The sequence below is a fragment of the Paraprevotella sp. genome (assembly GCF_986071375.1).
This window is the reverse complement of sequence record NZ_CFQRNQ010000002.1, coordinates 153,814-168,812: the sequence shown is the minus strand read 5'-3', so window position 1 is coordinate 168,812 and position 14,999 is coordinate 153,814. Positions and strand designations below refer to the sequence as shown.

The window sequence follows — 14,999 nt, the reverse complement described above, 5'->3', positions numbered from 1 at the left end:
CATTATCTTTGTCCTTATAAAATACAAAAGACAGGCTTTAAGACTGTTTAAGTATGGATTCAATTTAAAATTTAGTGAATATGAATAGCAAACAAGTAATGAACCACGCAGCCGACAACATCCGTATCCTGGCTGCTTCCATGGTTGAAAAGGCCAAATCCGGCCACCCGGGCGGTGCAATGGGTGGTGCTGACTTCATCAACGTATTGTACTCCGAATTTTTGCAATATGATCCGGCTAATCCTAAATGGGAAGGACGCGACCGTTTCTTTCTCGACCCCGGACACATGGCTCCCATGCTCTATTCGCAATTGGCCCTCATCGGCAAGTTCACGCTTGACGAACTGAAACAGTTGCGCCAATGGGGTTCTCCCACCCCGGGCCATCCCGAAGTAGACGTAATGCGCGGCATCGAAAACACTTCAGGTCCGTTGGGACAGGGACACGTGTTCGCCGTTGGTGCAGCCATCGCTGCCAAGTTCTTGGCAGCACGTACCGGCAATCCGACTTTTGCCAAAGAGACCATCTACGCATATATTTCCGACGGGGGCATCCAGGAAGAAATCTCCCAAGGTGCCGGACGTATTGCAGGCTGCCTCGGCCTGGACAACCTGATCATGTTCTACGACTCCAACGACATCCAACTTTCTACCGAGACCAAGGATGTAACAACCGAGGACACAGCCATGAAATACCGTGCATGGAACTGGAACGTCATTGAAATCAACGGTAACGACTGCGAACAGATTCGCGAGGCGTTAAACGCTGCAAAAGCAGAAAACCAACGTCCTACATTGATTATCGGTAAGTGTATCATGGGCAAGGGTGCCCGTAAGGACGACAACTCTTCCTACGAACATAACTGTAAGACACACGGTGCTCCTCTCGGTGGAGACGCTTATAAGAACACCATGGTGAACCTCGGTGCAGACCCGGAAAATCCGTTCGTGATTTTCGACGACGTGAAGGAACTTTATGCCAAACGTGCCGAAGAACTGAAAGGTATCGTAGCCGCCCGCGTGGAAGAAGAAAAAGCATGGGCTTCTGCCAATCCCGAAAAAGCAGCACAACAGGCCGAATGGTTCAGCGGAGCAGCGCCCAAGGTGGACTGGACTGCCATCAAACAGAAAGCAGGTGATGCCACCCGTAACGCCTCTGCTGCCGTACTGGGCGCATTGGCAGAACAAGTGCCCAACATGATTTGCGCTTCGGCCGACCTTTCCAATTCTGATAAGACCGACGGCTTCCTGAAGAAGACACACGCCTTTACTTCCGGTGATTTCAGCGGTGCGTTCTTCCAAGCTGGCGTAGCCGAGCTGACCATGGCCTGCTGCTGCATCGGTATGATGCTCCACGGCGGTGTCATTGCTGCTTGCGGTACATTCTTCGTATTCTCGGACTATATGAAACCGGCCGTACGTATGGCAGCTTTGATGCAAGTTCCTGTGAAATTCATTTGGACACACGACGCATTCCGTGTAGGCGAAGACGGCCCGACCCATGAACCGGTTGAACAAGAGGCACAAATCCGCCTGATGGAAAAGCTGAAGAACCATCATGGCCAGAATTCCTTGCTCGTGCTCCGTCCTGCTGACGCAGAAGAGACTACAGCATGTTGGAAACTCGCCATGGAGAACACCGACACTCCGTCCGCCCTCATCCTTTCCCGCCAAAACATTGAGATGTTGCCGGAAGGAAATGATTATAGCCAGGCAGCCAAAGGTGCTTATATCGTTGCCGGTTCCGATGAGAATCCTGACGTTATCCTCGTGGCTTCCGGTTCCGAAGTATCTACGCTCGTGGCGGGTGCAGCCTTGTTACGGGCAGACGGTGTGAAAGTACGCATCGTAAGCTGCCCGTCAGAAGGTTTGTTCCGTAGCCAATGTCCGTGTTATCAGGAAGAGATTCTGCCCGCCGGTGCCAAGATATTCGGCCTCACCGCCGGTCTGCCCGTCAACCTCCAAGGTCTGGTAGGTGCCAACGGCAAAGTGTTCGGCCTGGAAAGCTTCGGTTTCTCGGCTCCCTACAAGGTGCTCGATGAGAAACTTGGCTTCACGGCACTGAACGTGTACAACCAAGTCAAAGAAATGCTCTGATGATGGAAGTGAAGACTGTCGGTCTGGCCTCAGACCACGCAGGGTATGCACTCAAGCAATTCGTGAAGGAATACCTGGCCGAAAAAGGCTATGCCTACAAGGACTTTGGTACGGATTCCGAAGCCAGTTGCGACTACGCCGATTATGCCCATCCTTTGGCACGAGCCGTAGAAGACGGCGAATGCTATCCGGGCATAGCTATATGCGGCAGTGGCGAAGGTATCAGCATGACGCTGAACAAGCACCAAGGCATACGCGCAGGCTTGAGTTGGATTCCGGAAATCGCCCATTTGTGCCGTCAGCACAACGATGCCAATGTGTTGGTCATGCCGGGACGTTTCATCGATACGGAAATGGCACGCAAAATCATGGACGAATTCTTCGCCACGGATTTCGAGGGCGGTCGTCATCAAAAACGGATAGACAAAATGCCGGTAAAATAATCCGCGTCTTTCCTTTTTTCATATCATACAGCCGCAATCCTTCATAAAGGATTGCGGCTGTATTTCTAATATGGGGGATTTACTCGGGAAAATCCCTGTTCTATCTTTCTTAATCACCGGAAAATCATTACATTTGCACATAAGCTTGAACCAAGGGGTTTGCAAGATAAAATCCAAAAAGAATACATCATGAAAAAAATTCTACTTTGGCTGAATGCCATCTTCGTTCTGTGCTCATCCACCTCGGCACAAAACCCAACTGATGTACCGGGCATAGACACCCTAGCCTCCCATGTAAAACTTTTCGGAGAAACCCTGCCACAAGAGAAAGTGTACCTGCACATAGACAATACTTGCTATTTCGTGGGCGACACCATTTGGTACAAAGGTTACGTAACCCGCAGCGACAAAGGAACCCTCACGGATTTGAGCCGTATCCTATACGTGGAGTTACTCACGCCGGACGGTTATCTGGTGGAACGCCAGCAACTGGAAATGCCGGACGGCACGGCACACGGTGCTTTCCTGCTCACCGATTCCCTGTACGCCGGGTATTACGAACTACGCGCCTATACACGTTGGATGCTGAACTTCGGCCGTTATGAACATCCTCACTCCCCCTACACAGAAGAGATGTTTTATAACAAACAGATGGCAAAAGACTACTTTCGCGACTACGACAAGCTCTACTCACGTGTGTTTCCCGTATTCGATCGTCCGTCCTCTCCCGGCACTTACCCAAAAGACATGACGCTTCGCCCTCTGCGACGATACTTCCGCACACGGAAAGGGAAACCGGACATGGACTTGAAATTCTATCCGGAAGGGGGCACACTCGTGGCCGGACTACCCGGACACGTGGCCTTCGAACTGAACGATGAGAACGGACAGCATGTCGATGCAGAACTCACAATATACGATTGTCATGAGCAGATTGTTGCACGTACGCATACCGTCCATCGCGGACGCGGCACGTTCTACATCCCCCAAGTCTCAGCCGAAGAAAGATACAAAGCCGTATTCCGATACGGGAAATATGAATATGAAGTGGAATTACCAGAAGTTGAGGATACAGGATGCACGTTGCGCATCACACAAAATGACAGCCTGGTCCATACCCGGATAGAAAGTCATGGACTGTCCGACGAGAAAATCGGCTTACAAATCCTACACGGTGGAGCCACACAGGCTTTCTTGGCCTTAGAACTGGACAGTCAAGGAAAAGCCTCAGCAGATGTTCCGGCCGACAGCTTAGCTGAAGGAGTGAACCAAATGACCCTCTTCGACGGACGTGGACACATCTTGGCCGAACGCCTTTTCTTCGTCAACCACCATAACCATTCACGTACATTACTGACCGTAAACGGAGTAAAAAGAGAATATGCACCGTTCGAGCCTATAGAAATACGGCTGAAACTCCATGCCTCCCTACCTGACTCTGCCCGGTTGTCCATTTCCGTACGTGACCACAGTACGGATGAATCAACCTATGACAACGGCACAATACTTACCGAAATGCTGCTTTGCAGTGACCTGAAAGGCTTCGTGGAGGACCCGGGATATTATTTCGAAGCAGACGACAGTATACACCGCCGCAATCTCGACCTGCTCATGCTCGTACAGGGATGGCGGCGCTACGAATGGCACGAGATGGCAGGCGTGGAACCGTTCCGCCTGTCTTTCTATCCCGAACGGATGCAAACCCTGACAGGCAGCGTGCATCCCACCTACTCACTCTTGCCAGAAGCCGACTATGGCGATACTATCTACATCCCGGGGATGGGAAAAGAGCTTCCCCTCTACACTACGGCCGGCACGCCGTTTTCGTTGGACGACCTTTACGGCACGACTTACAACGGCAAGATGAAAAAGGAAGTGACCGTGACAGCTACTTTCGCCCAAGGCACTGACATCGTGGAAGCCTCACAGGACACCAAAGGAGGGCGTTTCACCATGCTCTCCCCCATCCTGCACGGTGATTGCAGCCTCTTCCTGACGGCTACGGACTCCACCAAATTCAGCAAGCGGAAGGAGAAACGGAATTACAAGGAGTTCCACGACGAAGAAGCCTACCCGGACTATTACGTGAAGCAAGACCGCTTCTATCCCGTCTTCCCCAAGCCATACAGCTATTATCATGATGCCGTATTCGAAAACATGGAAAACACGTCACTTCTGCCGGACAGTCTGGTTTCGGGCACGCACCTTATGTCTGCCGTGACCGTACGCAACAAGCGCGGCGGTTTGCGCAAACTCAACCTGAAGAAACCCACGCTCGTGGTGGATGCCTACGAGGCGTTCAACCTGGCAGCAGATTACGGACTGAACTCTGGCATGTATGACTGGCGCACTTTTACCAAACAAGTCTGCACAGCCTACATCGGCGACATGAACCAGTCCCGCCATTACTTCATACAGGAACGTTACGACAGCCTGCCGCTCAACCACAAGGACAAGACATTACCTGTGGGAGTGGCCATCACCAACCAAACGGAAGCCGTACGCCGCAAATACCACAAGCTCTACAATCTGGACAAACTTTACATCTACACCGACTATTCCCCCCGCGAGGAAAACAGTTGGAAGTACAGCGGTACAGACCAACCCGACGTGGTGGTAGACTACCGCCTTTTCCCGGGTGAAGCACGACAATACACCTTCCGTGACCGCCGTTACCTCGTGAGAGGCTACTCCGTGTGCAAGGACTTCTATCACCCGGACTATAGCCGGCGTCCCCTGCCTGGCACTGCAGACTATCGCCGCACGCTGTATTGGAATCCCGAAGTGAAGTTCAATGCACAAGGAGAGGCACAGCTACGTTTTTACAATAACAACAAAAGAACCACCTTATCCATAGAGGCGGAAGGAATAACCCGAACAGGACTTCCTGTAACCACAACTCTTTCCCTTTCATCCAAATAGACCATTTCTGTCTCATATAAGAACACTTCCGCCCTAAAATTAAGTCCTACCTTTGTAGGACATTCATATTTTTTACACAGATAAAAATACAACAATGGGAAAAGAATCAGCAGAAAGAATTCAAACTTCCCTTCTCAGCAAAGCCGAGAAGAAAGCACTGGTATGGTTAGCCCAAAGACAACCCGGATGGATGACTTCGGACACATTGACTTATATCGGCGTATTGGGTACAGTAATTTATGCCATAGGGGGATGGCTGTCGAATACAGACATCAAATATTTGTGGCTTTCATCGTTCGGGTTGGTACTTCATTGGTACGGCGACAGCCTGGACGGCACACTGGCACGTTTCCGTAATACCCAACGGCCGGTATACGGTTTCTTCATCGACCATACATTGGATGCCGTCACCACCTGCCTCATCTTTCTTGGTGCCGGACTTTCTCCAATGTTCCGCATGGATGTGGCATTGGCTGCCTTGGCAGGCTATTTGAGCCTTTCCATTTACACTTACGTATGTACTATCGTCAAGGAAGAATTCTGCCTGACGTACGGCAAACTCGGTCCTACAGAATTCCGTTTGCTGCTTATCCTTTTAAACATACTCTACATGTACACGTCATGGTCCGAATGGCATGTCGACTGGCGGGGCATCGAATGGGGAATATTCGACATCTTGGGCATCCTCATTACTATTATCCTTTTCTGTATCTTCTTGGTACAGTTCATGAAAGACCGTGCCGCATTTGCCAAACAAGACCCACTCAAGCCCTACAGCAAACAAAAATAAGAAGGACTACTAAAAATAACATACACACATTTCTTAAATGGCAAGTTTCTGCACATGCAAAAACTTGCCATTCCCCATCCTTGATGCCTGATGTCTAAAACGACACGCTCATCGTACAGCGCACGCCTCGCTTTTGTATCCCTGGATTATCGCGATAGTTCAAACGCCAGACATAATCAAGGCGCATGAACTTGAATATATTTTCGATGCCTACACTGGCTTCCATATAAGGCGCACGGCCCATCACGCCCGATCCGGCAGGAAAAACATACAACCCATTGCCCTCTTTCATGGGATTGTTCTTATTTGTCAAATGCCCCCACAGCCCCCTGAAGCAAAGCACTTCCCTCCATTTTAATTTTTTGATGAGAGGAAGGCGGTTCAATATCAACCCATTCATATAATACGTCACATCCCACGATATGTATTCATCATTAATGAACTCTATGGCATTCATATTCGTATAAGCTTCCGGCTGAATCGTATAAGTCAGGTTGGCATTAGGCAAAATCAACAAGGGATAAGGCACTTTGTTCCACACCTTCCCGGCTTTGCCTATCACATCCACAAAACCGAAAGCCGAAAACCACAAACGTTTCTGCACGCCCAATTCCGTACGTTGGTAATCATACGAAGAACCTAAGAAACCTTGTTTCGACATGGTATGTTCCAAATTAAAAACCAACGCATCATACGTAATCGGTATTCGTTCATCATGGGTTTGATAAAACTTCTCATTCTTACCATAACGGAATTTCAGTTCCAATTCCGTCATGTCATACTTTCTCACAGGCGTCACGGCTCCATCGGCACCTATACGGTCGAACCGGGCATAATCCGTGGCATACTCACGGAAGTTACGAATGACGGCGTTGTACGATATACCGTTATAATGCTCGCGGCTGTACGTCAATTCGGCATTACGCAAATACGTTGCCCGCGTGTCTTTCTTCCGCTTGATGGCCAAGAGCACATTATCTTTACTGGTGTACATGTACTGCTGCCCCAACTTGTTGATGTCATACATGTATTCAAAACGGAGCGAGTGCATAGGAAATTCCTTACGGTACGTCTTTCGGTCGTTGAACGAATATTCCACCAAGGCATCATACTTCATCTTGTTGTCCTTCGTTCCGTATGCCGCATATCCCTCTACGAACCAATTCTTACTCAACTGAGGGGTCGTAGCCCCTCCCACGCGGAAACGGGCACCTTCGATGGCATTACCATTGATAGTGGAATTCATCGGACCAAACTCAAACTTGTTCTTATCCGGCACCTTACTCGTAGGAACATAGCCCGACACCAAGACAGAAACCACTTTCTCCGTCACGGCAAAGAGCGGGACAGAACGAAATTTCGCCATCAGCTTCTCCATAGAGTTCGGATTTCTCTTGACTGCTTCTTGCGGACGAACTTCTTCCCAAAAATCCTCCGTACGGCTATAAGCCTCTTTTTGTGTAATAACCGGTGCGCTTTCCTTGAATATTTGTTCTTGCCCGCCTTCCGGTGCCTCAAACGACTGATGGGTATATACATTCAAACGTCTCGCATAAAAGCCTTTCGACTTCTCACTCAGCTTAAAATCCACACTGATGTCATCTTTCGTAATGACACGGGTACCATCCGGCTCGCGTTCGAAGTTTTGCGCGATAGTCATTCTGGAAATGAAATTCAGATTGATATCCTGTGCCACATTGAGTATCGCTTTACGGACAAAATAAGTGGAGTCCAACGTCACATATAAGTGCCCTGTAAACCCAAACGACTCGGACGCAAAAGGAACGAAAGCCAAGTCCGCACACCTGTCACCCTCCACATCCAACGTGTCAAGCAGGTAATATTTATAAAAAGTCGGCCCGATGGAAGAAAGCGGACTCACGAAACGTTGCAAGAACAAAGGCACGTTATTCTGGTAAATGTCAACCTCACGAAAGACTTCATCCAGAAACTGCTGTATCCCGTCACGCGAAAAGACCTCGTCTACTCCGGACGACTTGTCGCCCTTCACCACCGTCTTCTCAGCCCTCGGGTCGCGACGGTAATACACCGTCTGTACTTTTTCTTTCTCCGAAATCGGAAGGATTGTCGTACCGACCTCCAACGTATCTACAAAATCCGACAGGAAATCGAATTTCCCTGTTTTTCCATCCTTCTTAGGTTTCGGTTTATAATCGTTTTTCGCTATCACAATCTTTTCATACTGATCGTAACAGAAGTAATCGTGGTTGCGTGGGTCGTTGCTGTCCCTCCGTGCAATAACCTGCTTTACGAAAGCCACAGCCGGGTTTTCTTTCCTCCTATACTTCTCCCTTTTCGGCTTTACCGTTACTTCGTGTAAAGCAATCTCGCTTTCCCGCATTCGGATCTTAAAATGATTGGTTCGTCCCGGTACCACTTTCAGATGTTGGGTGTCATACCCCATATAAACTACTTCCAACACTTTTCCCGGCGTACGGGTAGAAAGAGAAAAGTGCCCGTCGATATCGGTCGTAGTACCGATATTCGTCCCTTTAAACACAATCGTGACAGAAGGCAGGGCTTCTCCCGTAACCGAATCGGTAACAATGCCTTTTACTATCGTATGCTGGCCGAATGCCATGCCGACTCCTACCGTCAGGCACAGCCACATGAAAATAATTCTTTTTCCCATAAACCTAATACCTTATCTTAAACCTTATCTCTTTGCCCGACTATACCTATCCTGGTCATCCGGTATGCTCCTCACTCCCGTCCGGCACAGACACTCCGGTACCCACCTTCATCAGCAACAGCCCGACAGAAGCCCAGAACAATTCCCGCACCCGGCTGATAATACTTACAAACATACCGATGCCTCCCCCCATTCCCATTTGGGCCACGGACAGGGCAAAGCCCCCCTCGCGCCCTCCCAACTGCAACGGGAGGAATCCTAATACATTGGCAAAGAGCGAAGTAAAAGCCAAAATCAGAAAGGAATGGAAAAACGTCAACGTATATCCGTTCACTCCACCTCCACCGTCGATGCCAAACAAGACCAACATGAAAAAAATCTCAAAGCTCTGGCAAAAGCGCCCGACATATTCCAAAGCGAAACTTCCGAAGAAAGAACGTTTGTTCTGATTCTGTAATTCAGCGATTTGCCGGTCTATCTTTTGCAAGTCCTCCAAATGGTGCTCCATAAAACGTCCTCCCCAACTCCGTAAACCGGGCACTTTACTCAGCAAGCGAACCAATTTGACCGTCATCCCATTCTTGTATCCTTTGATGAAAAGATAGATACCGCACCAACAGAAGGCTGTAATGAGCCCCAATACAATCCCCATTACGCTATTCATCGGCACATCCCCTGTCAAAGCCAAGACCCAATAGGCCACGACCCCCGTCACCCAAAACCAGAAATGGGCAAAAATGTGCATCATGGCAAAAAGTATCACAGAGGAAGTAGCCCGTTGCACACCGATGTATTTTGAAAGTTCCATAATACGGTAAGCCTCCCCGCCCAACAGCCCTACCGGAGTGGCATAGTTCAATGCAAAACCGGAAACAGTCAATTTCAACAACTGCATGAAGCCCACCGTGCAAGGCCCTCCTCCCTGGATAATGACCCTCCACGCCCATGCGTTCATGAGATAAAGCACACACCACAGCCCCAATATGGCCGCCAACCAGTAACCGGCCTTTGTAATGTATTCCCACAATTCGGTAAGGCTTACGTCGAAAGAGAAAAACATTACGATGACGGCTATCATGCCCACTCCGAAAAACAAGTTATTCAATCGTTTTCTCATACCTGCCAGTTTTTCGTTTTAGGGATGGTTATCACCCCGTTCCACATAGCGTTCCTGCCATTCCTTATAATAATCGGGCAGGTCTACCATAAGCATACCTTCCACATCAATGAACAACTGCACCGTACTTCCTTCCGCACACAAGACCCCGTCCGCCTCACGGTAAACTTTATACTCGAAATCCAACCGTGCACCGGGATGGTACACATAACGTGTATGCACCACCGCCACATCGTCCAGTGCCAACGGAGCATAGAACCTCTGGTGCAGGTCGTAAATCGGAGCGTAGATACCGGACCGCTGCATGTCTGCATATCCTATGCCCGGATAATGCCGGCCGAAAGACTCCCGTCCATCCTCAAAATAAGCAACGTAAGCCCCATGCCAGACCCTTCGCATCGAATCAATTTCACTGAACTTCACCCTTACGCGGCAAACATCCTCAAGCCCGTCCATCAGCATAAGAAACCCATCAATCCGTTACGTATAAAGACCTCCGTTAACGGCTATCACTTCACCGGTAATATAACCGGCATCCGGAGAAACGAGAAATCCCACGGCACCCGCCACCTCTTCCGGTGTCCCGAAACGGCCCGCCGGAATGGTTTTCTTCAGGGCAGCCTCGTCCAACCCTTCCACCATGTCAGTCCGGATGAAACCTGGTGCCACGGCATTCACCGTCACATTCTTCCGTGCCACTTCCTGTGCCAAAGCCTTTGTAGCCGCAATGATTCCTCCCTTTGCAGCAGAATAATTCGCCTGCCCCGGCATGCCTTTCAATCCGCTTACGCTCGCCATGTTTACGATACGCCCGAACTTATGTACTAACATCGGTTGCAGCAAAGGTTGCGTCACGTTGTAGAATCCACCCAAACCGGTACCCAACACACAGTCCCAATCTTCTCCGGGCATGAACACCATCAGATTGTCACGGCGCACCCCCGCATTGTTCACCAACACTTCTATGTATTCTTCCGGATGCTTCTCCATCCAAGCCTCAAGCACGGCAGATACCTGCACACGGTTTCCCACGTCAAATTTCAGAACTTCACCATCCTGCCCCTCTTGACGTACCAACTCCAACGTGTGCTCCGCCTCGTCAGTCCGGCTCATGCAGTTGACCAACACGTGGTAGCCCATGTGGGCCAGTCTCACACAGACAGCCCGCCCTATTCCCCGGCTGCCCCCTGTCACTAAAGCATATTTCATATTTCCACTCCTTTCTTATTTGTTACAATATTCCATATCCGCTCACGTCCCAACACTTCCGCACACGTGAACAGAGCGGTCATCGTCACGCCGTGCACCCCGTGCAACATCAGGTTCTGTCCGGTTAGGAACAGGTTCGGCACTGGTGTACGGACGGACAGCAAGGCAGCCAACGGATTCCTATAATCCTTGCGCAAACCGTAGGCCGTCCCCTCCGGAGCACCGGTATAATCGCGATAAGTTAGCGGGGTACTGGTATAGCATTCAGACACCCAACCACGCAGCCCGGGCATCACCCGTTCCGCCAACCGGATACACTCATCAGCCACACGCCCTTTCATGGCCTCATAATCCCCGCCACGCCTTCCTACTTCTGTTCCGCTCCAGACCGCACATTTCTCCCACGTCATAGGAGTCAGCAAGTCCACTTGTGAGGCAAACCGGTTCCCGTCTTCGGGCACACGGCAAGAAGCCATCAGTCCGGATACAGGCCCGCCGTCTTCATAAAACGTCCAAACACCGGAATGTCCGTAAATGTACCGGTTATAATTAAAATACTCCAATGACTGAGGTTTCATCCGGAGCGACACGGTGAACATGCCGAACGTGTTCGGCAACGCGGCCATACGATGACGGTAAGCATTCTTCATCCTTTCGCTCCTCTTCACCAACTTGCAGGTCTGCTCCGGATGTATGTCGCTGATAAAAACCGCTCCTTCATACACTTCACCGTCCCGGCAGACCGCCGCAGACAACCTTCCGCACTTTTCTACCAGTTCGACCACCTCAGCTCCACACACTACCCGGCCACCTTGCTGCCCGACTCCCCTCACCAACCGGTCCGTTATCAAAGCCCCGTCACCCTTCAACCTCCAACTGCTTTCAATGAAACTGCTTTGGCCATGCAGGAAAGTGAAAAGCGGAAGCGAATCGCGCCGAAGCTCCATCTTCAAGGAAGTCCCACTAAGCACGTCCACCAACAACGGATTGCGGAAAGTTTCATTCAAATATTGCCAAGCACCCGTTTCAACGAGACGTGAAGGCCATACGGTCTCCCCGGCACGTGGGTTCAGCAAATCCAATTCCTGTTCCGACGTACGCCTCAATAAGGCGGCATACCGTTCCAAAGCCTGGCGTTCGGCAGGAAATTCAGCAGCCAACGTAGCGGCAAAATCTCCATACCCTTGCGCAAAAGCAAAGGTACGCTGTCCTATCGTCACCTTGTCGAACTCATGGTCAAGGCGTTGCCAAGGAAGTCCCGTCAAACCCAAATAAGTGAAAACGGAATGCAGAGGTTGTCCTTCGTCCAGTCCCCCCACATAATGGAAACCGGTATCGTAAGCCAGTCCCCGCCTCCGGTAAGACTGGAGGCATCCACCGGGCTGCCGGCCTTGTTCGAGGACGAGCACCCTCAAACCGGCACGCGAAAGGATATAGGCGCACTCCAATCCTCCCAATCCACTACCTATGACCACTACATCGTACTTCATTGCCCATTCAAACGACCGTCATCAATCCCTTATATTCCATATACACCCGTTCCCCTCCGGATATCCGTGCCGTGACTTCCAAACCGTCTTCCACGGGAGAGAGGCTCACCGCCACGTCCAACTCCGTGCAGGTGACGGGTGAAACTACAGCTGTCAGACGGCATTGCTTGATTGTACGGATACACAAAGCCTTGCCGGACACTTCCATGGCACACTCCTTCACCACTTGGATGTTGAACGCCCCGGGGCATACCGGTTCCTCCGGAAAATGTCCGCGATAGACCTCGCAATCCGGCAGGAGCGCGATGCGGAACACCGTACAGCCTTCCGAAACATGCCGTGCCAACACCTTATAATACTTATCCTTCAGCCACATAAATCTTCATTTGCGTACAAGCCACCGTTTCTTCCCCTACGCAGGTCTCGCCCGTCAGTACGGACACACCGCCCACTTCCGGGCCGAAAGTCACCGTGGTCTGTAGTTCCTCTCCCACCCGGGGGCAACGATAACACCGAAACTTCCTCACTTCGCCGATATAGCCTACCGGCGGTTCCGAAGCCCCAGCCTCCATGGCCTTGTAACCGGCAAAGGCAGAAGCCGACTGGGCGATATGCTCGACAAGCCCCGGTTCGGCCAACAGCCCGTCGTCGCCCACAAAGCTGTTGTCGCGGCGCACCGTGAGCCGAGTCCGGGCAGTATCGCCCTCCACGCCGACCAATGCGTCTACGAGCAAAATCGGCTCACGTTGGGGTATCAGGCTTTTAATGTCGTAACTTGTCATTCCTGCCCGGCGTGCGATTCGATGTAATCGTAAAGGTTGTCAAACGTCTTGATTTCCCGCAAGTCCGCCACGGGAATTTTTACCTTGTAGGTCTGTTGGATAATGGCGACAAGGTCCACCAGGCTGAGGCTGTCCAAGGAAAGCGTGTCCCTTACGTTCGCATCGGGGGCAAACTCCTCTGCGTCTACTTCAAACTCTTCTGCCAATAAGGCATTTACTTTCTCTACGATGTCTTCACGTGTCATAACTGTCTGTTTTTATCGTGTTTATTATATGTTTCTTACAATAAGGGTGGAGTTCGTACCTCCGAAACCGAAAGAATTGGAAAGGAACATGTCGAAATGCGCTTCCCGTGTCTGCGGTATGATGTTAAGGCAAGCCGTATCTTCGTCGGGATGCTCGAAGTTGATGTTGCCGGCAATGAAGCCGTTCTTCATCATCAGCATCGAATAAATCAACTCGCTCGCTCCAGCCATCCACATTTCGTGTCCGGTCTGGCTCTTGGTGGAAGTGACTGGCACCTTGTAGTCCCCGAACACCTGTACTATAGCCTGTGCCTCACGGCTGTCGCCAATGCGGGTTGACGTGGCGTGCGCGTTGATGTAACCGATTTGCGACGGTGTCACACCGGCATGTCGCAGACATAGCTCCAACGACCTCGCCGGCCCTGTCACATTGGGTGTGGAAATATGGTCCCCGTTTCCGGAAAATCCCCATCCCACAATCTCAGCCAAGATAGGCGCGCCGCGCTTTACGGCATGTTCGTAGCTCTCGACCACCACCGTAGCCGCACCTCCCCCCGGCACCAGCCCGTCGCGGTCGCGGTCGAACGGACGACTGGCTTTTTCCGGCTCTTCCTCACGCACGGAGAAAGACTGGATACCGTCGAAAGACGCCACACCATAGAGGTTTGCTTCTTGCGCACCGCCACACACGACACAATCCTGCATCCCGTTGCGGATCAAAAGGTAGGCCAACCCCACGGCATGTGAACTTGAAGCACACGCAGCCGAAGCCGTCAGGTTGATGCCGCGCAAATGGAACAGGCAAGCCAGATTCATCGTCACGGTGGAATTCATCGACTGGAAAATGGCCCCGCTACCGCAAGCCGACGTATCCTTGAACTCACGGAACTTGTCGAGCGCACGCATGGTGGCTTCGGCCACGGAGTCGTTTCCATAAATAATCCCGACTTCGTGCCGGTAGATATAATCTTGATCCAAACGGGCATGCTCAAGGGCTGCACGCGTAGCCATATAAGCATACTGGGCTTCCTCCGGCATGAACTGGCGCAAGTTCCGAGACACAAAGGGTTTCAGGTCAGGCCGTTCCACAGAAGCACACAAAGCGGAACGGAAACCCGCATCCTTGCGCTCCCGGCTGAATACGATGCCGCTTTTTCCGGCATGGAGCGCATCACGCACCTCATCCAATGTCTTTCCGAGGCACGACCATATTCCCATACCTGTTATTACAACTCTATTTTCCATAATCCTG

At 50.9% G+C, this 14,999-nt stretch carries 13 protein-coding genes; 4 read left to right on the top strand and 9 right to left on the bottom strand.

The window, feature by feature from the left end:
• The first annotated feature begins 80 nt into the window (after positions 1-80).
• From AC5RDV_RS01860 to AC5RDV_RS01845, 4 genes are all read left to right on the top strand, one after another.
• The gene (locus AC5RDV_RS01860) at positions 81-2,096 is read left to right on the top strand and encodes a transketolase family protein (RefSeq protein ID WP_008624065.1); all 2,016 of its coding nucleotides are present in this window, start codon (positions 81-83) and stop codon (positions 2,094-2,096) included.
• Positions 2,097-2,104: 8 nt separating this feature from the next.
• The gene (rpiB, locus tag AC5RDV_RS01855) at positions 2,105-2,539 is read left to right on the top strand and encodes a ribose 5-phosphate isomerase B (protein ID WP_172604744.1); all 435 of its coding nucleotides are present in this window, start codon (positions 2,105-2,107) and stop codon (positions 2,537-2,539) included.
• A 189-nt stretch (positions 2,540-2,728) separates the two neighbouring features.
• Positions 2,729-5,461 (top strand): hypothetical protein, encoded by a 2,733-nt coding sequence (locus AC5RDV_RS01850; RefSeq protein WP_276787166.1) that lies wholly within the window; start codon positions 2,729-2,731, stop codon positions 5,459-5,461.
• 94 nt (positions 5,462-5,555) lie between these two features.
• Positions 5,556-6,251 (top strand): CDP-alcohol phosphatidyltransferase family protein, encoded by a 696-nt coding sequence (locus tag AC5RDV_RS01845; protein WP_278456326.1) that lies wholly within the window; start codon positions 5,556-5,558, stop codon positions 6,249-6,251.
• Between the two features lie 94 nt (positions 6,252-6,345).
• Here AC5RDV_RS01845 and AC5RDV_RS01840 read toward each other — a convergent pair whose 3' ends face one another.
• From AC5RDV_RS01840 to AC5RDV_RS01800, 9 genes are read right to left on the bottom strand one after another with little or no spacing between them, the layout of a single operon-like run.
• A complete protein-coding gene (locus AC5RDV_RS01840; RefSeq protein ID WP_282747664.1) occupies positions 6,346-8,904 on the bottom strand; it encodes a DUF5686 family protein in 2,559 nt (852 codons plus the stop codon).
• Between the two features lie 55 nt (positions 8,905-8,959).
• A complete protein-coding gene (locus AC5RDV_RS01835; RefSeq protein WP_276787159.1) occupies positions 8,960-10,021 on the bottom strand; it encodes a lysylphosphatidylglycerol synthase transmembrane domain-containing protein in 1,062 nt (353 codons plus the stop codon).
• Between the two features lie 18 nt (positions 10,022-10,039).
• Entirely contained in the window at positions 10,040-10,483 is a 444-nt protein-coding gene (locus AC5RDV_RS01830) for an acyl-CoA thioesterase (protein WP_130892761.1), read from the bottom strand.
• Between the two features lie 18 nt (positions 10,484-10,501).
• The gene (flxB, locus tag AC5RDV_RS01825; protein WP_282747663.1) at positions 10,502-11,230 is read right to left on the bottom strand and encodes a flexirubin biosynthesis SDR family reductase FlxB; all 729 of its coding nucleotides are present in this window, start codon (positions 11,228-11,230) and stop codon (positions 10,502-10,504) included.
• Positions 11,227-12,720 carry a phytoene desaturase family protein gene (locus tag AC5RDV_RS01820; protein ID WP_130892760.1) on the bottom strand — a complete coding sequence of 498 codons (1,494 nt, stop codon included), beginning with the start codon at positions 12,718-12,720 and terminating at the stop codon, positions 11,227-11,229. Before AC5RDV_RS01820 ends, flxB begins: the two co-directional genes overlap by 4 nt.
• 7 nt (positions 12,721-12,727) lie before the next feature.
• Positions 12,728-13,096, bottom strand: a complete 369-nt coding sequence (locus AC5RDV_RS01815; protein ID WP_276787145.1) for an ApeI family dehydratase — start codon at positions 13,094-13,096, stop codon at positions 12,728-12,730.
• Positions 13,080-13,502, bottom strand: a complete 423-nt coding sequence (locus AC5RDV_RS01810; protein WP_282747662.1) for a hotdog family protein — start codon at positions 13,500-13,502, stop codon at positions 13,080-13,082. Before AC5RDV_RS01810 ends, AC5RDV_RS01815 begins: the two co-directional genes overlap by 17 nt.
• Entirely contained in the window at positions 13,499-13,747 is a 249-nt protein-coding gene (locus AC5RDV_RS01805) for an acyl carrier protein (RefSeq protein WP_008624090.1), read from the bottom strand. The genes AC5RDV_RS01810 and AC5RDV_RS01805 overlap by 4 nt, the downstream gene beginning before the upstream one ends.
• Before the next feature lie 24 nt (positions 13,748-13,771).
• Positions 13,772-14,992, bottom strand: coding sequence for a beta-ketoacyl-[acyl-carrier-protein] synthase family protein (locus AC5RDV_RS01800; RefSeq protein ID WP_282747661.1), 1,221 nt, complete (start codon positions 14,990-14,992; stop codon positions 13,772-13,774).
• Between the last annotated feature and the right edge of the window lie 7 nt (positions 14,993-14,999).